This window comes from Shimazuella sp. NTD250 (assembly GCF_059510375.1).
The window spans coordinates 15,583-33,753 of the sequence record NZ_JCAJZS010000004.1 but is presented as its reverse complement, the minus strand read 5'-3'; the positions used below and the strand labels follow the sequence as shown (position 1 = coordinate 33,753).

Sequence of the window (18,171 nt, the reverse complement as noted above, 5' to 3'; positions counted from 1 at the left end):
AAAAAGATATTTAATTTCAACAATAGCGGTTTTCTTGATTCGCTTTTTTTTATTTGATACACTTGCAAAAAAATGGAGACTTGAAGATAAGGGGCGATACGCCATGTGGGAAGAGAAGTTCAGCAAAACAGGCCTCACATTTGATGATGTGCTATTGTTACCAGCCAGATCCGAAATTTTACCTCGTGATGTTAGTGTTTCCACTCAACTGACAAAAAAAATAAAGTTAAATATTCCATTAATCAGTGCGGGTATGGACACCGTAACTGAATCATCCTTAGCAATCGCTCTAGCGCGACAAGGTGGTATTGGAGTAATCCATAAAAATATGACGATTGAAGAGCAAGCAGAGGAAGTAGATCGTGTAAAACGTTCCGAAAGTGGTGTCATTACAAACCCATTTTACTTACACCCAGGTCATCAAGTTCATGATGCAGAGGCATTAATGTCCAAATATCGTATTTCTGGTGTGCCGATTGTGGACAAGGAGAAAAGGCTTGTCGGAATCATAACGAACCGTGATATGCGTTTTGTGCATAATTACAGCACTCCTATTTCAGAAGTGATGACAAAAGAAAATCTTGTCACTGCTTCAGTTGGAACAACAATGAAAGAAGCAGAACATATCTTGCAACTACACAAGATTGAAAAACTGCCATTGGTTGATGAACATGGTGTATTGAAAGGCTTAATTACGATTAAGGATATTGAAAAAGCTACCCAATTCCCCAATTCTGCTAAAGATGAGCAAGGACGTCTGCTTGTAGCAGCAGCAGTAGGTGTCTCAAAAGATACAGACCAACGGATCGCAGCATTGGTAGAAGCAGAAGTGGATATGGTGGTAATTGATACAGCACATGGACATTCGAAAGGCGTGCTGGAAACAGTTGCTAAGGTTCGAGAAAATTATCCTGATCTCACCATTGTTGCAGGTAATGTAGCTACCGCTGAAGGGACAAGAGATTTGATTGAAGCAGGAGCGAGCATCGTCAAGGTAGGGATTGGCCCGGGTTCAATATGTACGACTCGTGTGGTTGCGGGTATTGGTGTTCCTCAAATCACTGCAATTTATGATGCTGCTAGTGTAGCTCGTGCATATGGTGTGCCTATTATCGCTGATGGTGGTATTCGCTTCTCTGGCGATATTGTTAAAGCCCTCGCCGCCGGAGCAGATGCTGTTATGCTCGGAGGATTGTTTGCAGGAACAGAAGAGGCTCCAGGGGAAAGTGAAATCTACCAAGGCCGTCGTTTTAAAGTATATCGAGGCATGGGGTCCATTGGTGCTATGCAAGCAGGTAGTAAAGATCGTTATTTCCAAGAAAATGAGCAGAAATTAGTCCCAGAAGGTATCGAAGGACGTGTTCCTTATAAAGGTCCAATCGTGGATATCGTATATCAATTAGTTGGTGGAATTCGTTCTGGTATGGGTTATACAGGGTCAAAAACGTTGTTAGATTTAAAGGATAATTCACAGTTTGTACGAATTACTTCTGCTTCGTTGCGGGAGAGTCATCCTCATGATGTACAAATAACAAAAGAAGCTCCAAACTACCAATTAGGTGGTTGAGGAAAAGCGTCCCGCTGAGGGCGCTTTTTTATTCTTTTTTAATGTAAAGGGCTTGTATTGTCGGATCGAACGTGTGAAAATGAGTAGGATTGAGCTAACGAAGGAGTAAAAGGAAAATGCGTCGTAAAATTGTATTTTTATTCTGCATTATCAGTTTATTTACGATAAGCAATCCTGTATATGCAGATGAATTACCGACGATAAATGCCAAATCATATATATTAGTCGATACTATTTCTGGGGAAATATTAGCTGCAAAAAATGCAAATGAACCGAGACCACCTGCTAGTATGACAAAAATGATGAGCGCAATTGTTATTTTTGATCAGATCAAGCAAGGTATACTTAAGTGGGATGATGTGGTTACGGTCAGCAATAGAGCAGCTGCTATAAATGAAGCAGAAATACGCTTAGTTGGAGGAGAAAAACAGACTGTCAAGCAGTTATTCACTGCTTTATTTGTTCAATCGGCCAATGATGCTACTGTTGCATTGGCGGAACATATTGCCGGGTCAGAAGAAGGCTTTGTGGATATGATGAATAAAAAAGCAAGCGAACTGGGGTTGAAAAATACACATTTTCAAAACAGTACTGGATTAAACACAGAATCGTACCCTGATCCTCCAGCCACTAGCAAAGTAGGCCAACATGACATGTCAGCTTATGATACAGCTGTTGTTGCACAATTTTTGTTAAAAAATTATCCGGAAGTACTACAATATACAAGCATCCCGACCTATACCTTTCACCAAAATCAACCAAACCAACAAAAAATAGACAATTGGGATCAGATGCTTCCCTCACTGAAATACTATTATCAAGGTGTGGATGGCTTAAAAACTGGTCATACCAATGCAGCAGGGTATTGTTTCACAAGTACAGCAGATCGTAATGGTCTACGGGTAGTTTCAGTCGTTATGGGGACAGATTCGGAGTTTGCACGGTTTCATGAGACAAAAAAATTGTTGGATTATACATACGACAATTTTGAATTGGCAACAGCTATTACAAAAGGAAAAGTTATTCTTGGTCATGATCGTTTTACGTTACCAAACGGCGTAGAACGTACAGTACCAGTTGCTCCAGAATATTCCCTACAGTTAGCAGAAAAGAAAGCAGATAAAGAGTCTTATACTTATAAAGTTGTTCTAAAAAAAGGGATACAAGCTCCCATTTCAAAAGGGACTGTAATTGGTGAAGTTTCTCTCTTGTATAAAGGGGAGTCTATACCAGGAGTTCATTCAGTTCCATTGATTACCCAAAAAACAGTAGAAAAAGGGAGCGTGTTCCGGTTATTTTTTCGTCATGCGTGGGATAGAGTAAATTCTTGGATAAACTAATGCTATAATTCTGTTCCTTGTAAATTTACATTTATTCCTTTACAATGTTATTGGCTAAAGGACTAAAATTAACAAATTGGCAATCTATACACGATCTAGGAGGATATAGGATGACACAGACAGGGACAGACCGTGTAAAACGCGGAATGGCAGAAATGCAAAAAGGTGGCGTCATTATGGACGTCGTAAATGCAGAACAAGCAAAAATCGCAGAAGAAGCTGGGGCAGTCGCTGTAATGGCTTTGGAGCGAGTTCCTTCCGATATTCGTGCAGCTGGCGGAGTCGCTAGAACGGCTGATCTTAAGATTGTAGAGGAAATTTTAAATGCAGTCTCCGTCCCAGTGATGGCAAAAGCGAGAATCGGGCATTTTGTAGAGGCGCGTTTATTAGAATCCATGGGTGTAGATTATATTGATGAAAGTGAAGTTTTAACACCAGCAGATGAAGTTTATCATATTGATAAATCTACATTTACTGTTCCGTTTGTCTGTGGCGCTCGTAATCTTGGAGAAGCACTCCGTCGTATCGGTGAAGGAGCATCCATGATCCGTACAAAAGGTGAACCAGGGACAGGCAATATCGTAGAAGCAGTTCGTCATATGCGTATGATGCAAAGTCAAATTCGCAAAGTAACAGGTATGTCTCGTGACGAGTTAATGACAGAAGCAAAAGAATTGGGTGCTCCATATGAACTCCTTTTACAAATTCACGAAACAGGGAAATTACCGGTTGTTAACTTTGCAGCTGGTGGAGTAGCAACCCCAGCTGATGCGGCTTTGATGATGCACTTGGGATCTGATGGTGTATTTGTTGGTTCTGGTATTTTCAAATCCTCCACTCCTGCTAAATTTGCAAAAGCTATTGTTGAAGCTACTACTCATTTTGAAGATTTTGCACTTATTGCTGCGCTATCCAAAGATTTGGGAAGTCCAATGACTGGTATTGAGATATCAAAATTAGAAGCGCATGAACGGATGCAAGAACGTGGCTGGTAATATCAAAGTAGGTGTTCTTGCTCTTCAGGGGGCTGTGCGAGAACATATACAACTTTTGAATAAGCTAGGCACCGAAGCAATTGCTGTTAAAAGAAAAGAACAATTAGCTGATGTCGATGGCTTGATTATTCCTGGAGGGGAATCTACTACTATAGGAAAGCTTTTACGTCAGTATGATCTTCAGGAACCGATTTTAGAATTCCATGCAAAGGCTAAACCTATATTTGGGACTTGTGCTGGGCTTATTATAATTGCCAAACATATCACAGAGAACAGTGAACCTCATTTGCCCCTGTTAAATGTGACTGTTCAGCGGAATGCTTTTGGGAGACAAGTAGATAGTTTTGAAGCTGATCTACCGATTAAAGATGTGGCAGAAGATTTCCAAGCTGTTTTTATTCGTGCTCCTCTCATTACAGAAGTGGGAGCAGATGTAGAAGTGCTTTCTACAGTGAAAGATCAAGTGGTAGCAGTGAAACAGGAAAACCTTTTAGGCATATCTTTTCATCCAGAGTTAACAGATGATACGCGCTTGCATGCTTATTTTTTGAGTATGGTGGAAAAGGCGATTGAAAAAGATCTATAACCTCTGTATAATGAGCGCATATTAATAAACATGATTGCGATGAAGAGACAAGTAACAAGACAGATCTTTCCAGAGAGGCGATGGTTGGTGGAAATCGCTAAGAGAAGTCTTGTGAATTCCACCTCAGAGCTGATCTCGGCAGCGTTCCGATAACTACGCATTAAGGTGGACTGTTTAGGAAAGTGACAGTCAACAAGGGTGGCAACGCGGAACCTCCGTCCCTTAGGGATGGGGTTCCTATTTTATTTGAGGAGGAATTTCTATGCTAGATATCAAATTGTTGCGGAATAACTTTGCGGAAGTAAAAGAGAAACTAGCTTCCCGCAACGAAGATATCAGTGGTCTGGATTCGTTTGAGCAAATTGATAACAGACGTCGTGAAGCGATCACAAGATCCGAGAAACTAAAAAGTGAACGGAACCAAGCAAGTCAAGAAGTGGCGAGAAAAAAGAAAGCAAAAGAGGACGCAGAATCCCTTATTCTTAGCATGCGTCAAGTCGGAGAGCAGATCAAAGAACTTGATGAAGAAATTCGTCAACTCGATGAGCAATTGCAGCAAATATTATTATCCTTACCAAACATCCCTCACGAGTCGACGCCTATTGGATTAACGGAGGAAGAAAATATACCAGTTCGATTTTGGGGTGATGTTCCAGAGTTTAGCTTTGAACCAATTCCTCATTGGGACTTAGCTCAACATCTAAAACTATTAGACTTTGAGCGGGCTAGTAAAGTGACAGGTTCACGTTTTGTATTTTATACAGGTTTAGGTGCTCGCTTGGAGCGTGCGCTTATGAATTTTATGCTGGATTTGCATACTTCTGAACATGGTTATAGAGAAATGATACCTCCTTATATTGTAAACAGCCAAAGCATGACAGGAACAGGACAACTGCCTAAGTTTGCAGAAGATGCATTTGCGCTTGCGAATACAAATGGCTATTATCTCATTCCAACATCAGAAGTATCGGTAACAAATTTCCATCAAGGAGAAATCCTTACTGATCAAGAATTACCTATTTATTACGCAGCATACAGTGCTTGTTTCCGTTCGGAAGCGGGGTCGGCCGGCCGCGATACAAGAGGATTAATTCGCCAGCACCAATTTAATAAAGTAGAGCTGGTGAAATTTGTTAGACCTGAAGATTCTTACGATGAGTTAGAAAAACTTGTCCAGAACGCAGAAAAAGTTTTACAGCTATTGGAATTACCTTATCGTGTACTTTCTATGTGCACAGGAGATCTTGGTTTTACAGCAGCAAAAAAATATGACCTAGAAGTTTGGCTGCCAAGTTCTGGTGCGTATCGTGAGATTTCATCTTGCAGTAACTTTGAAGATTTTCAAGCTAGACGAGCTAATATCCGTTTCCGTCGGAGCGCCAAGGATAAACCTGAATTTGTCCACACACTCAATGGCTCTGGATTAGCAATTGGCCGCACTGTTGCTGCGATTTTAGAGAACTATCAACAAGAAGATGGTACAGTGCGAGTGCCAAATGCACTTGTTCCCTATATGGGAAGAGAAGTATTGAAGTAAACCAGACATTATTAGGCTGCTATGCTAGCAGTCTTTTTGTTTATTCAAAAACGGACTTTAAAAATATTTTTTTAGAAAATATATAGTATAGTGAATCTATAGGTGAAATCTACCCATGGAGGTCAAAATGATTCGTCTTGCACACTTTTCCGATCTGGAGCGTGTCCAGTATCAGGTGCTCCGTTATGTCAAATAATATCCATTGTTAGATATAGTTATTGAAACCGGTAAGTCTGGAATATGACAAAAGAATTGTTCCCTGTCTTATGTTTTTATAAAAATTTATTAGTTTGATTAATGAATTTTTACATTTTTATGTATACTAACAATTAATTTTCTTCGGAAAATATGGTAATATATACTTGATACAAGTTCTTTTTACATATCATAAGGGGGCAAGTATTCAATGAGTAATAAGTTTTTGATTGTCATCCAAGCAGGTGCAGAAGATGTTGGAAGAGCATTTCATGGGTTAACATATGGACAAGAATTGCATGATGAAGGTTTTGAGGTGAAAATTTATTTTGATGGAATGGGAACCCGATGGATAAAGGAATTTGATAACCCATCTCATATTTTCCATTCTGTGTTTAAAGAAGTTCAAAAACTAGGAATTATCAAAGGGGCATGTGGTTATTGTACCAGTTTTTTTGATATCCAAGATGAAGTGAACACAGCAGGGGTATATATTGTTGGCGGTGCAAAAGATGGGCATTTTAGTTTTGTAGAACATATCAAAGAAGGCTATAAACCTATTATTATGTAATATTTAAAAGTATTCTCCTATTCCGTTCTGTTGAACGGATAATTTTTATGAATTAATTCCAGTAATCTAGGTAGATGTGTAACAATGTTTATGTTTGATTAATTCCTCTAAAGGAGGACAAGAAGGATGAAAGAAAAGTTTTTGATTGTGATTCACGCAGGACCAAATGAGATTGGAAAAGCACATCATGCTTTAACATATGGACAAGAACTACATGAAGAAGGTTTTGATGTAAAAATATATTTTGATGGGTTAGGTCCCAAATGGTTAAAAGAAATTGATGATCCATCTCATCCTTTTCATTCATTATTTAAAGAAGTTCAGGATTTGGGGATTATAGCAGGGGCATGTGAATTTTGTACAAGTTTTCTTGAGGTAGATGAGGATGCAAATGCTTGTGGAGTATTCTTAGTTGGTGGAACAAAACTGGGGCATTTTAGCATTGTAGAACAAATAAAAGAAGGTTATACACCGATCATTATATAAGATATGGGACCTGAATTTATATGATATTCACTATATATTTGGGTCTCTTTCATTGGGCTTCAACATAAAACAGTATTTTGTTCTTGACTGCAAACTACATTTAAGCTAAAATGTGTGAGTATGTTTTTAAATATAATAAGAGTATGTTTAGGTTCTATTTACCATATGGAGAGGTGGTCGAGTGGTTGAAGGCAACGGTCTTGAAAACCGTCGTAGTCGTGAGGCTACCGTGGGTTCGAATCCCACCCTCTCTGCCAAATGTGTATATGTTATAAAACAGATGAACACGTACCTAAACCGTTGGTTATAACGGAGAAGGTTACGTGTTTTTTGTGTTTGAAAATAAAAGGAAAACCCCATGGGTTCGAACAACGCTATTTTTCAGCCCACGATTTAAACCGTGGGTTTTCAACCAGCATAATTATGTAAACGGATGTGCAGAGACTGCGATTCATCAGCTGTATAGCCCTTTTGATGGTTATTTTTATTCTAAAGAACATTACATTTCGATGATATGAAATATGAACATATATATGACTGAATATGTTATACGTTTAAAATTTTCCTAATAATTCAATAATACAATAGACCTAGTATATCTTTTTGCTTATAATATTATAAATGCTGGTGAATATCTGTTATTTCTGAATTTTCTTCTAAAAATAAATATTGGTGTAAAAAATTTATTTCAGATATCCCCAACATCAGAATATTAGGGAGACTATTGGAGTGTTTATAATGAAAAACAACATTGGTCAACTACTCACAAATCGCGCGAATAATTCACCAGAATTTGAAGCAGCAGTTGATTTAAAAAGTCGAATCACTTACTTCCGATTAAATGAACAAGTAAATCAACTCGTTCATTGGCTGAAAAAACAAGGTGTCAAACCAAAGGAACGTATTGCAACCCTGTGTCAAAATAGTATTTCAATGTTGACTATTTTTTACGCAACTGCCAAATTAGGTGCAATTGTACTCCCATTGAACGTTAGTTTAGAAATGGAAGATTATAATCACGTCTTAAAGGAAAGCCAACCGACGGTATTGTTTTACGATACAAAATTTACAGAGTTGGCAAACAAATTAGGACAAGTAAAATCCATTCACACAATGGTTCAAATTGGTGATAATCAGGATGATGCTGAGTTTATATTTCCTAAATTATTAGAAGGGGAATCGACAGATGAACCAACTATCAGCATGGGAGGCGATGATCAGTTTTTGTTGATCTACACCTCTGGCAGTACAGGGAAACCAAAAGGTGTAATGATAAGCCATCATAATTTATGGATGTGTGGATATGCAATAGGAAATCATTTAGATTGGAGATTGACTGATCGAAATTTAATCATTACTCCCATGTTTCATATAACTGGTTGTATGTTTTCAGTGACGAATGCAGTAAGAGGTTCTACAGTTATTTATACACAGTTCCATCCTAAACTCATTTGGGATTTGATTGAGAAGGAAAGAATCACCCAGTTTATGACAGTTCCTGCTATGCTTAAATTGATGATAAATGAAACTGATTGGACGGAGAAGGATATTGATACTCTCCGTTATATTATGTGTGGTGCTGATACTGTACCACCACAGTTAATTAAGAAATTTCATTTATATGGCATCGAAATTTATCATGGCTATGGATGTACGGAGCATTCAGGGACAACCACTATGTGGACAAGCAGAATGAGTAGAGATAAAAATCATACAGTTGGAAGACCATTTCCATTTACGGAAGTAAAAATATTGGATCCACTCACTGGAAAAGAGTTGCCAAGAGATACAATAGGTGAGATTGTATTCCGTGGTCCACAGCAATTTTTGGGATATTGGAGAAACAAAGAGGAAACCAAAAAAGTTATCCGAAAAGGTTGGTATCATTCAGGGGATTTAGGTAAGTTGGATCAAGATGGATATCTACTGATAGTTGATCGCTATAACGATATGATTGTTTGTGATAAGCAAAAACTTTATCCAGCAGAAATCGAAGGAATTTTATTAAATTTAGATGGAATTTATGAGGTTGCGGTAGTAGCTGCTCCGGATAGTTCCAAAGGCCAAGTTCCAATGGCATTCATTGTGAAGTGGGAAAATTCCATGATGACAAAAGATGATGTGTTACGTTTTTGCAGCCAACGACTTTCTTATTTCACCCATCTAAATCAAATACAATTTATAGAAGCAATGCCACGCAACGCAACAGGAAAAGTACTCAAAAAAGATCTGAGAGCTATGGCCAAAAGAATAATGGAAAAACAAGTAGATCAACCCTGAAAACGGTTGCAATAAAAACAGCCAGTAGGGGAACCTGCTGGCTTAAACAAAACTTCTTCTCTCTGTAAAGAATAAAATAAAGAGGATGATAGAGCTGATAAAGAAAAATGCTCCACTAAATAAGGATGAAATACGAGCTACAAAATCCCATTTTCTACGCCATGTATTTATCATATAACTCCACCTTTGCCGTGTATTTCGTTGATATACGGTATGCCTTTTTTATATGTTGGTGTCAAAGTTAGGAATACATAAATGTTCCAATTAAAAATCCCAAAATACTAGACGAAATTCCTAATGAATAACTGAGTATGATGTATAACAGAAGTATGAAATGTTGACGTTCTTGATAAAGACGAAGTATTTCCCATTGTAGTGTAGAAAAAGTAGTAAAAGCACCACAAAATCCCGTTCCTAAAAATAACATCCATTTTTCGTCTACCATACATCCCAATAATAATCCCAATAATAAACTGCCCATCATATTGATGATAAATGTTCCAAAAGGGAAATGGTTCGTAGATGATGGAAAGTATTTACTTATAAGGAAACGACATAAAGCCCCAAGGGACCCTCCTATCGTGATTAATAATATATTCATTTTATTTCATCCTCGTTTTTGGCTATTTCATTCTCGTTTTTGGCTATTTCAAATCCCAGCCAACTGAAGAGATAACCACCTATTGTGCTGCAAATAAAATACAAAATAGCATAGAGTAATTGATTTTTCTCCACTAATTGAATAAGTTCTATGTTAAAAGTAGAAAAAGTGGTAAATGAACCAATAAAACCAGTTGTAATAGCAGTTCGTGCCCAGTTAGGAAACGAATGATGCTTCGTGACCGATGTGAAAAACCAACTTAAACCCAAAGATCCGGAAAGATTTATGCCTAGTGTACTAACAGGAAATCCCATAAAATAAGTGGAAGGAATAAGAACTTCAAAAAGATATCGAAGCAATGCACCGATTGCTCCAGCAATGCCGACCATCACATATACCAAATTTATCACCTCATTTACATAAAAATTGATTTTCGTGTTAGAATACGACTTTGGTCTTAGCAGAATTCCTGCTAATGTTTGTGTTGGTTTTCAATAAGCTTGTGTATGCTGTAGATAGAAGTTTAAATAGGGAGAGGCTTTTATGAAAAAAATAGCAGGGGTACTTCTTGTTATTTTGGGAATGATCATGTTTGCTCACGCCATATGGTGGAGTCCATTTAATTTTTTTGTAGCACATACAAAAAAGCAGGAAGAAAAATTATCTGTGAGTTCCGTTGATTCTATCGATCTCGATGTTACGAGTGAAGATTTGACGATTCTTCCTACCGATGAGGATAAACTGAGAGTGATTGCTACAGGTAGAGACTTAAACCATGTAAGTTTCATTGTAGATCGAGACGATCATACCGTCCAGATCAGTCTAAAACCGAAGTGGTATTCATTTTCCAACACAAATGAATTAAAGTTGTTAGTATATGTTCCTAGAAACCAATTGTTCCATATATCAGCTAAAGCTGCATCTAGAGTGATACAAATTGGTGATCATAAAACCCCAAAGTGGAATATAGGAAATCTAAATGTTGATATCAGTTCTGGTATTGCCAATCTGCGAAATCTAAAAATAGACAACTTCATATACAATGGTACTTCCGCTGATGTATTGTTGGACCGGGTAAATGCTGAAAGAGCAACGATGGGTACATTCTCTGGTAATATGAATATTAGTCATTATACAGGAATGCTGAATTTATCTTCTACTAGTGGAAATATTCGTATTCAAGTCGATAAATTAATCGGGAATATCCATACTGAATTGGTTTCCGGAGATGCAACATTATATTTACCGAAAAATGCATCTTTTACCCTTCATTCTAAATTGCAATCTGGTCAATTAACAGCTACTTATTCATTACAATTACAAAAGCCATCTGCATCAGAGACTACTGCAAAATCAGGCAGTGGAAAATATAAGATTGAAACAGAAATTTCAAGCGGTGATTTTATAATCCATTGATAGGTGGTGACAAATATGCGTCGAACAGGCGGGATTTTCTTTTTTGTAATAGGATTAATCTTACTGTTTGTGGCTATGGGGCTCAATGATTTATTGGTTAGTCCCGTTATGTTGATTTTTGCTAGTTTTCTATGTTGGCGATTTTATTACCGCAAGATAGCTGTTTTTTTACTTGTCATTGGTGGTCTTGCTCTGATTGACGTAAATTTGTGGGCATTGCTATTCTCGTTTGTACTCTTCTATGCGAGTTATAAATTATTGTGGTCTAAAAAGAAGAAAAAAACAGAGAATGATATCAATGGAAACAAAGAAGATCACAACCTTCAATGGGAAGAGAATTTTACCAAATACGATCAAGCTTTTTATCGGAAATTCCGTTTAGGTGATATGCAGTATGAATTATTTGATCTTCATGCGACCAATGAAGTGCAGAGTATATACCTTGATTTGTCTAGAGCGATTATTCCGGAAGGAGAGACATCCATTACTTTAAACGGCGTCGCTGGACGAGTGTATTTGTATCTTCCAGCTGATCTAGATGTATCCATCTCTTCATCTGCTGCACTTGGGGAATGTGAGGTATTAGGCAAGAAAAAGATGGGTTTACACAATCAATTTCAGGTAACTTCTCAAAAATATTCAGAAGCAAATCGAAAAGTAAAGATTTCTATATCGTTTTTGCTAGCGAATATACAGGTGAGGTACCTTTGATGCGAAAACAACAAGGGAATTTGTCCATTAAATGGCATACAGCACGGTACTCTTTCGTTTTGACTTTTTTCAGTTTGATAGCGGTCATTACTGTTATTCTTCTTCATTACCAATTAAAAATTGATATATTGTTAGCGCTGGGTTGGGCAATACTTCCTATCTTAGCGATGCTTGTTATTTCTAGTATGATAGGATTTCTATATGGGACAAGAATCGTTCATCGATTATCACCTGTAAAAGAAGCCCTTGTTCAATTAGAGCGAGGTAATTTCCAATATCGGATCAAGTCCATGGGTACGGATGAAATTGGTAATATGGCTATACAAATCAATCAGATGGCACATCGGGTAGAACAGCAAGTCGCTTCCTTACAAAAGCTATCAACAGAACGAACAGAATGGCAAACTCAAATGAAACAGGAAGTAGTATCGGAAGAGCGAGGACGTTTGGCAAGAGAATTACACGATACGATAAGTCAACAATTATTTGCGATATCCATGATGTCATCCGCTATAAGTGCCATGAATCTACAAGAGACAAAAGAAGTAGCCAAAAAAATAGGATTTATTGAGAAGTTAGCAGGGGAAGCACAACAAGAAATGCGAGCATTGCTCATGCATTTACGTCCTGTCACATTAGAAGGAAAAGATTTGAAGACGGGATTAGAAGATCTGCTTTTGGAGTTACAAGAAAAGCAATCTCTGCAAGCCACATGGGAATTGGAAGATATTCCTTCGTTGGCTCGTGGAATAGAAGATCATTTATTTCGAATCGTACAAGAAGCATTGTCCAATGTACTCCGACATGCAAAGGCTAATAAGGTTCATATACGTTTGGTAGTGAGAGGGAAGTACTTACATCTTAAAGTGATCGATGATGGAATTGGTTTTGATGAATCAAAAATGAAGATGTCTAGTTATGGTTTAAAATCGATCTCTGAGCGGGCAAGTGAAATAGGAGGTATAGGTGAAGTACTTTCCCTTCTTGGAAAAGGGACACAAATCAATGTGAAGGTACCCATCTTGTAACATGGAGGCAAAGTAATGATACGAGTAATTTTGGTCGATGATCATGAGATGGTACGCATAGGTTTATCTGCCTACTTGTCAACACAGCCAGATATAGAAGTAGTTGGAGAGGCCTCTGATGGCAAGGCAGGGGTTCAATTAGCATTAGAGAAAAAACCAGACGTTATTTTGATGGATTTATTGATGGATGGTATGGATGGTATTCAAGCAACGAGAGAAATCGTGAAAGTGTTACTAGAGCCTAAAATAATTGTGCTCACCAGTTTTTTAGATGATGACAAAGTATATCCTGCTCTGGAAGCTGGTGCTTTGAGTTATCTTCTGAAGACATCTAAGGCGGATAAGATAGCAGAAGCAATTCGCAGTGCTGCCAGAGGAGAATCGGTACTTGAGGCAAAGGTGACAAGCAAAGTCATTTCGAAGATGCAAGGAGCAAACCAAGAGAAACCCCATGAATCATTAACTGCGCGGGAAATGGAAGTACTGCAATTGATCGCGGATGGCAATACCAACCAAGAGATTGCAGATAAGTTATTTATTACTGTGAAGACCGTGAAAACGCATATTACAAATTTATTATCAAAGTTAGAATTAGATGATCGAACACAAGCTGCGATTTATGCCTATCGGAATAATTTAGTAAAATAGATGAAAAGAAAAAGCGCTGGGCTCATTAGCTCAGCGCTTTTTGAATTAACGAAGATGTGTATAAAAAGTAACGAGCTTATACACTGCTGACAATACAATGAGATAGGAAAGGAACCATATTAACAAGTAAAGTTTGCTCTCTAATTTTAGGGTAGATGAATAATCACGACTTAGTTTCCGATCTAAAAAGAATGTCGCAAAAGGGATAATGGAAGCAACCACAGCAATGACTCCTTGTGAAAATTTCCATTTATCACGGAAATATACATGAGCGAGTGTCAGTAGATAAGCAATAAACAATACCCCATGAAAACTTCCTGCGACAGTGACAGTTATGGGCATATCAGCATAATACTTTAAAGGCATAGCAATAAATAACAGAACAAGAAAAGAAATACCTTCTGATAAGGCGATGACTCGAAATCGTGCAAGAGGTGTTTGTAACATCTTCTTTACTCCGATCGTTTGGTTTGTATTCCTCCAGTGTCCAATAGGATGGTAACACAAAATTTTCACCGAAAGGAGGATGGTAAATAAGTTCTTATTTTAGACAAATTTTTAATGTTTTCTCAAAATGAAAAATCGTCACCCTTTCCCTCCTCTTTCCATACGCTGAAGTAGACAGTTGCCTATGGGAAGGTGGGAACTTGGATGTGCGGGATAACAGGGTGGATTAATCTAGAACAAGACATAAGTAATCAAAAAGAGATATTAGATGCGATGAATATTCAAGTGGAGCATCGTGGTCCTGATGCTACTGGTACTTGGATTTCGGAGCATGTTGCACTTGGGCATCGCCGTTTATCGATAATCGATCCAGCAAATGGAATTCAACCGATGGTTAAGCAAATGGGAGAACAGAAGTATGTCATTGTTTACAACGGTGAGCTGTACAACATGGATGAGTTGCGAAGTACATTGCTTTCCAAAGGATATCATTTTACAACAAGATGTGATACCGAGCTGATACCGGCAGCTTTTTCTGCGTGGAGAGAAGATGCTCCAAAAGAGCTAAATGGTATCTTTGCTTTTGCGATTTGGGATGAATCGCGAGAGGAACTATTTATCGCGAGAGATCGGATTGGTGTAAAACCTTTATTTTACACAATAGTTGGTAGGTCACTATTGTTTGGATCAGAGTTAAAATCGATCTTAGCTCATCCAGATGTGCCAAAAGAAATCGATGAAGAAGGCTTAAATGAACTGCTTGTGATGGGGCCGGCCCGCACTCCTGGAGTTGGTATATTCCGCAATATACATGAATTAAAGCCAGGTCACTGGCTCAGATTCAATCGAGATGGACTAACGATTCGACCTTATTGGGAATTAGTAAGTGATTTTCATCAAGATGACTTGCCAACGACTATAGCAACAGTTAGAGAATTATTCCAAGATGCAGTAGGAAGACAATTAGTATCTGATGTTCCAATCGGTACAATGTTATCTGGAGGCTTGGATTCCAGTGCGATGGCAGCATATGCTGCTCATGTATTCAAACAAGAAAATCGAGGAATACTCCATACTTTTTCTGTTGATTATATCGATAATGATAAGTATTTTAAACAAAATGAATTTCAACCAAACCCAGATGCACCTTGGGTAAAAGTCATGGCTGAACATATAGGATCAGAGCATCACAATGTGATGTTAGATAATGAACAATTATACGAAACACTGATAGATGCAATGCGCGCTAGGGATTTACCAGGAATGGCTGATGTAGATGCATCTTTGATTTTATTTTCTAAAGCAATTAAAGAAGATTTAACGGTTGTTCTATCTGGGGAATGTGCGGATGAAGTTTTTGGAGGCTACCCATGGTTCCATCGGGATGAATTAGTGAATGCAGATACATTTCCCTGGGCTAGGTTGTCCCATCTACGGATTCCTTTTTTAAGACATGAGTTGGTAGAGCATATCAGACCATTTGATTACGTGGATAATCGTTATCAAGAAGCACTTTCTGAGGTACCGCGTCTACAAGAAGAAAGTGCAAAAGATGCTAGAATACGTGAGATTTTTTATTTGAGTTTGACAAGATGGATGCCCACCTTATTAGATAGAAAAGATCGGATGAGTATGGCTTGTGGCTTAGAAGTGAGGGTTCCATTTTGTGACCATAGATTGGTGGAGTACGTATGGAATGTTCCTTGGTCTATGAAGTATCTCGGGAATCGTGAAAAAGGTTTGCTGCGTCAAGCAGTATCACATCTACTGCCTAAAGAAGTGATGGAGAGAAAGAAAAGTCCTTATCCAAAGACACATCATCCAGGGTATCTCACTTTTGTGACACAAAAAATGCATGAACTAGTGGAAAACAACAATGCACCTATTTTTGAGCTTTTAGATCGGGAAAAAGTGAAAGGTTTTTTGGAAACTGACCTTAAAAATAAGCACCTTCCATGGTTTGGACAATTGATGAATGTACCAGCACTGCTTGCTTATTGGCTGCAATTAAACGAATGGCTTGTCTCGTATCGTGTTTCTATCAAATAGTCATCAATCAACTCCTTGTTCGCTGAAAAGAATGAGGAGTTTTTGTACGTCTTGATTGGAACTTATTCTGTGAAAATGATATACTTTTAGCACTCAAAGAGCAGAAAGCAGGGGTATGGAAATGACTGTAAGAGTCCGTTTTGCGCCTAGTCCTACGGGGCATTTGCATATTGGTGGGGCGCGGACCGCATTGTTTAACTATTTGTTTGCCAAAAAAATGGGTGGTTCTTACATACTAAGGATAGAAGACACAGATACGAGCCGAAACAAAGCTGATGCAGAAGAGAAGCTGATCCGTGCCTTTCGTTGGCTAGGTTTAGATTGGGATGAAGGTCCCGATATCGGTGGAAAGTATGGACCTTATCGAAGCATGGAACGCTTAAACAGCTATCAGCCTTATTTAGATAAATTAGTGGCAGAAGGCAACGCTTATCCATGTTTTTGTACCAAAGAAGAGTTAGAAGCAGAGCGAGAAGCAGCACAACAAAATGGTCAAACTCCAAGGTATTCTGGTAAATGTCGTCATCTGTCAAAAGAAGAACGACAAGCTAAAATTGATGCAAATGTGCCTTATACAATTCGTTTTGCCGTATCTGGAAATGATGAGATTACATTTCAAGATCATATTCGTGGAGATATGAGTTTTCAACGTGCCGATATTGAAGATTTTGTAATCTGTAAATCTGATGGTGTACCTACTTACCATTTTGCTGTTACCATCGATGATGCACTGATGGAGATTACACACGTGATTCGTGGAGAAGAACATCTTTCAAATACACCAAAACATGTGCTTTTATTCGAGGCTATTGGTTACTCCATCCCCGAATTTGCTCATATTCCACTCATCTTAAATGAAAACGGGAAAAAATTGTCCAAGCGTGACGAGACGATATTACAATTTATCGAGCAATATCACGACTTAGGTTATCTGCCTGATGCCGTCAACAACTATTTGGCATTATTGGGGTGGTCGCCTGGCGGGGAATACATCGAAGAAGAAATTTTTTCTTTGGAAAAGTTAGTAGAACTGTTCTCTCTTGATCGAATCAACAAAGCTGGAGCGATCTTCAATCAAGAAAAATTGATGTGGGTTAACAGTCAGTACATTAAAGCGATAGAACTTGAAAAATTGGTAGAACTAACAAAACCATATTTAGAAGAAGATGCAGGATATCAAATATATTTGAAGCAAAACGAACTTAACGGAGAGCAAGCTGAAGCAAGGACTCGTGAGTTAGTTGCTTTATTTCAAACAGCAATGTATCAACTAAGTGATATTCAATCTCTGACGAAACTCTTCACAGTAGAAGAAACACAATACGATGAAGAGGCGAATCAAGTGTTACAGCAAGAACAAGTTCCTGAAGTATTGGCATCATTTGCAAAGAAACTCAAGGAACTCACAGCGTATACGCCTACAGAAATTAAAAAAGCGCTAAAGGCAGTGCAAAAAGAAACAGGATTCAAAGGCAAACAACTATTTATGCCCATTCGTGCAACTACTACCGGTCAAATACATGGACCAGATTTAAATCAAACAATATATCTCCTCGGGAAAGAAAAAGTACTTGCTCGAATCGGTTATGTACAAAAACAAGTTGTTTCATAAAGCTCCTAGACGGAGCTTTTTTTGCTATAAATTATCGATGAAGTTGTATTCGTATTTACGAGTGTGACTCTTCTTCTATCTTCTTATTTATTTCTGTGTTTG

General features: G+C 38.1%; 17 protein-coding genes, 1 tRNA gene, 1 pseudogene and 1 other annotated feature. Of the genes and pseudogenes, 15 read left to right on the top strand and 4 right to left on the bottom strand.

Translation table 11 applies throughout. From position 1 onward, the window contains the following. Nucleotides 1–103: 103 nt before the first annotated feature. From guaB to AC5WOF_RS10975, 9 genes are all read left to right on the top strand, one after another. Nucleotides 104–1,567 carry an IMP dehydrogenase gene (gene guaB, locus AC5WOF_RS11015; RefSeq protein WP_496050011.1) on the top strand — a complete coding sequence of 488 codons (1,464 nt, stop codon included), beginning with the start codon at nt 104–106 and terminating at the stop codon, nt 1,565–1,567. A gap of 116 nt (nt 1,568–1,683) precedes the next feature. After that, complete coding sequence (locus AC5WOF_RS11010) at nt 1,684–2,907, top strand: D-alanyl-D-alanine carboxypeptidase family protein (protein ID WP_496050010.1); 1,224 nt, start codon at nt 1,684–1,686, stop codon at nt 2,905–2,907. Nucleotides 2,908–3,017: 110 nt separating this feature from the next. Continuing rightward, the gene (gene pdxS / locus AC5WOF_RS11005) at nt 3,018–3,902 is read left to right on the top strand and encodes a pyridoxal 5'-phosphate synthase lyase subunit PdxS (protein WP_496050009.1); all 885 of its coding nucleotides are present in this window, start codon (nt 3,018–3,020) and stop codon (nt 3,900–3,902) included. Nucleotide 3,903: 1 nt separating this feature from the next. Continuing rightward, on the top strand, nt 3,904–4,488 hold the full coding sequence (gene pdxT / locus AC5WOF_RS11000; protein WP_496050427.1) for a pyridoxal 5'-phosphate synthase glutaminase subunit PdxT: 585 nt from the start codon (nt 3,904–3,906) through the stop codon (nt 4,486–4,488). A 30-nt stretch (nt 4,489–4,518) separates the two neighbouring features. Continuing rightward, nucleotides 4,519–4,714 (top strand) — a binding site (T-box leader). Between the two features lie 36 nt (nt 4,715–4,750). After that, complete coding sequence (serS, locus tag AC5WOF_RS10995; protein WP_496050008.1) at nt 4,751–6,025, top strand: serine--tRNA ligase; 1,275 nt, start codon at nt 4,751–4,753, stop codon at nt 6,023–6,025. 406 nt (nt 6,026–6,431) lie between these two features. Further along, nucleotides 6,432–6,791, top strand: a complete 360-nt coding sequence (locus AC5WOF_RS10990; RefSeq protein ID WP_496050007.1) for a hypothetical protein — start codon at nt 6,432–6,434, stop codon at nt 6,789–6,791. A gap of 126 nt (nt 6,792–6,917) precedes the next feature. Further along, a complete protein-coding gene (locus tag AC5WOF_RS10985; RefSeq protein WP_496050006.1) occupies nt 6,918–7,277 on the top strand; it encodes a hypothetical protein in 360 nt (119 codons plus the stop codon). Nucleotides 7,278–7,444: 167 nt separating this feature from the next. Beyond that, nucleotides 7,445–7,534: transfer RNA gene (locus AC5WOF_RS10980), tRNA-Ser, on the top strand. A 481-nt stretch (nt 7,535–8,015) separates the two neighbouring features. Next, nucleotides 8,016–9,557: a class I adenylate-forming enzyme family protein gene (locus tag AC5WOF_RS10975; RefSeq protein WP_496050005.1), complete on the top strand. Its 1,542-nt coding sequence runs from the start codon at nt 8,016–8,018 to the stop codon at nt 9,555–9,557. Nucleotides 9,558–9,599: 42 nt separating this feature from the next. Here AC5WOF_RS10975 and AC5WOF_RS10970 read toward each other — a convergent pair whose 3' ends face one another. The 3 genes from AC5WOF_RS10970 to crcB (AC5WOF_RS10960) all read right to left on the bottom strand — a co-directional run bounded on the left by AC5WOF_RS10970 (nt 9,600) and on the right by crcB (AC5WOF_RS10960) (nt 10,550). Beyond that, nucleotides 9,600–9,731 carry a hypothetical protein gene (locus AC5WOF_RS10970; RefSeq protein ID WP_496050004.1) on the bottom strand — a complete coding sequence of 44 codons (132 nt, stop codon included), beginning with the start codon at nt 9,729–9,731 and terminating at the stop codon, nt 9,600–9,602. A 67-nt stretch (nt 9,732–9,798) separates the two neighbouring features. Then, nucleotides 9,799–10,158 (bottom strand): fluoride efflux transporter CrcB, encoded by a 360-nt coding sequence (crcB, locus tag AC5WOF_RS10965; RefSeq protein ID WP_496050003.1) that lies wholly within the window; start codon nt 10,156–10,158, stop codon nt 9,799–9,801. After that, nucleotides 10,155–10,550, bottom strand: coding sequence for a fluoride efflux transporter CrcB (gene crcB / locus AC5WOF_RS10960; protein ID WP_496050426.1), 396 nt, complete (start codon nt 10,548–10,550; stop codon nt 10,155–10,157). Before crcB (AC5WOF_RS10960) ends, crcB (AC5WOF_RS10965) begins: the two co-directional genes overlap by 4 nt. A gap of 151 nt (nt 10,551–10,701) precedes the next feature. Between crcB (AC5WOF_RS10960) and AC5WOF_RS10955 the strand changes: the two genes are divergently transcribed. The 4 genes from AC5WOF_RS10955 to AC5WOF_RS10940 are packed head-to-tail and all read left to right on the top strand — an operon-like array spanning nt 10,702 to nt 13,961. Further along, nucleotides 10,702–11,574 carry a DUF4097 family beta strand repeat-containing protein gene (locus AC5WOF_RS10955; protein ID WP_496050002.1) on the top strand — a complete coding sequence of 291 codons (873 nt, stop codon included), beginning with the start codon at nt 10,702–10,704 and terminating at the stop codon, nt 11,572–11,574. Nucleotides 11,575–11,589: 15 nt separating this feature from the next. Then, nucleotides 11,590–12,285 carry a cell wall-active antibiotics response protein LiaF gene (gene liaF, locus AC5WOF_RS10950; RefSeq protein ID WP_496050001.1) on the top strand — a complete coding sequence of 232 codons (696 nt, stop codon included), beginning with the start codon at nt 11,590–11,592 and terminating at the stop codon, nt 12,283–12,285. Then, nucleotides 12,285–13,313, top strand: a complete 1,029-nt coding sequence (locus tag AC5WOF_RS10945) for a sensor histidine kinase (protein ID WP_496050000.1) — start codon at nt 12,285–12,287, stop codon at nt 13,311–13,313. The genes liaF and AC5WOF_RS10945 overlap by 1 nt, the downstream gene beginning before the upstream one ends. A gap of 15 nt (nt 13,314–13,328) precedes the next feature. Further along, nucleotides 13,329–13,961 carry a response regulator gene (locus tag AC5WOF_RS10940; RefSeq protein ID WP_496049999.1) on the top strand — a complete coding sequence of 211 codons (633 nt, stop codon included), beginning with the start codon at nt 13,329–13,331 and terminating at the stop codon, nt 13,959–13,961. A gap of 162 nt (nt 13,962–14,123) precedes the next feature. Here the strand turns inward: AC5WOF_RS10940 and AC5WOF_RS10935 are convergent. Further along, nucleotides 14,124–14,408: pseudogene (locus AC5WOF_RS10935) on the bottom strand (DUF3817 domain-containing protein); the annotation flags it as partial. A 204-nt stretch (nt 14,409–14,612) separates the two neighbouring features. Here AC5WOF_RS10935 and asnB point away from each other — a divergent pair. Together asnB and gltX are read left to right on the top strand one after the other, a co-directional pair. Then, nucleotides 14,613–16,457, top strand: a complete 1,845-nt coding sequence (asnB, locus tag AC5WOF_RS10930; RefSeq protein ID WP_496049998.1) for an asparagine synthase (glutamine-hydrolyzing) — start codon at nt 14,613–14,615, stop codon at nt 16,455–16,457. 115 nt (nt 16,458–16,572) lie between these two features. Further along, on the top strand, nt 16,573–18,069 hold the full coding sequence (gene gltX / locus AC5WOF_RS10925) for a glutamate--tRNA ligase (protein ID WP_496049997.1): 1,497 nt from the start codon (nt 16,573–16,575) through the stop codon (nt 18,067–18,069). Nucleotides 18,070–18,171 lie beyond the last annotated feature (102 nt).

Excerpts from the sequence above, each read along its gene's own strand:
- AC5WOF_RS10975 (WP_496050005.1), top strand. The coding sequence starts at position 8,016 with ATGAAAAACAACATTGGTCAACTACTCACAAATCGCGCGAATAATTCA.
- AC5WOF_RS10945 (WP_496050000.1), top strand. The coding sequence starts at position 12,285 with ATGCGAAAACAACAAGGGAATTTGTCCATTAAATGGCATACAGCACGG.
- crcB (WP_496050003.1), bottom strand. The coding sequence starts at position 10,158 with ATGAATATATTATTAATCACGATAGGAGGGTCCCTTGGGGCTTTATGT.
- AC5WOF_RS11010 (WP_496050010.1), top strand. The coding sequence starts at position 1,684 with ATGCGTCGTAAAATTGTATTTTTATTCTGCATTATCAGTTTATTTACG.
- AC5WOF_RS10985 (WP_496050006.1), top strand. The coding sequence starts at position 6,918 with ATGAAAGAAAAGTTTTTGATTGTGATTCACGCAGGACCAAATGAGATT.
- pdxS (WP_496050009.1), top strand. The coding sequence starts at position 3,018 with ATGACACAGACAGGGACAGACCGTGTAAAACGCGGAATGGCAGAAATG.
- liaF (WP_496050001.1), top strand. The coding sequence starts at position 11,590 with ATGCGTCGAACAGGCGGGATTTTCTTTTTTGTAATAGGATTAATCTTA.
- asnB (WP_496049998.1), top strand. The coding sequence starts at position 14,613 with ATGTGCGGGATAACAGGGTGGATTAATCTAGAACAAGACATAAGTAAT.
- AC5WOF_RS10970 (WP_496050004.1), bottom strand. The coding sequence starts at position 9,731 with ATGATAAATACATGGCGTAGAAAATGGGATTTTGTAGCTCGTATTTCA.
- AC5WOF_RS10955 (WP_496050002.1), top strand. The coding sequence starts at position 10,702 with ATGAAAAAAATAGCAGGGGTACTTCTTGTTATTTTGGGAATGATCATG.
- AC5WOF_RS10940 (WP_496049999.1), top strand. The coding sequence starts at position 13,329 with ATGATACGAGTAATTTTGGTCGATGATCATGAGATGGTACGCATAGGT.
- guaB (WP_496050011.1), top strand. The coding sequence starts at position 104 with ATGTGGGAAGAGAAGTTCAGCAAAACAGGCCTCACATTTGATGATGTG.
- serS (WP_496050008.1), top strand. The coding sequence starts at position 4,751 with ATGCTAGATATCAAATTGTTGCGGAATAACTTTGCGGAAGTAAAAGAG.
- AC5WOF_RS10990 (WP_496050007.1), top strand. The coding sequence starts at position 6,432 with ATGAGTAATAAGTTTTTGATTGTCATCCAAGCAGGTGCAGAAGATGTT.
- gltX (WP_496049997.1), top strand. The coding sequence starts at position 16,573 with ATGGAAATGACTGTAAGAGTCCGTTTTGCGCCTAGTCCTACGGGGCAT.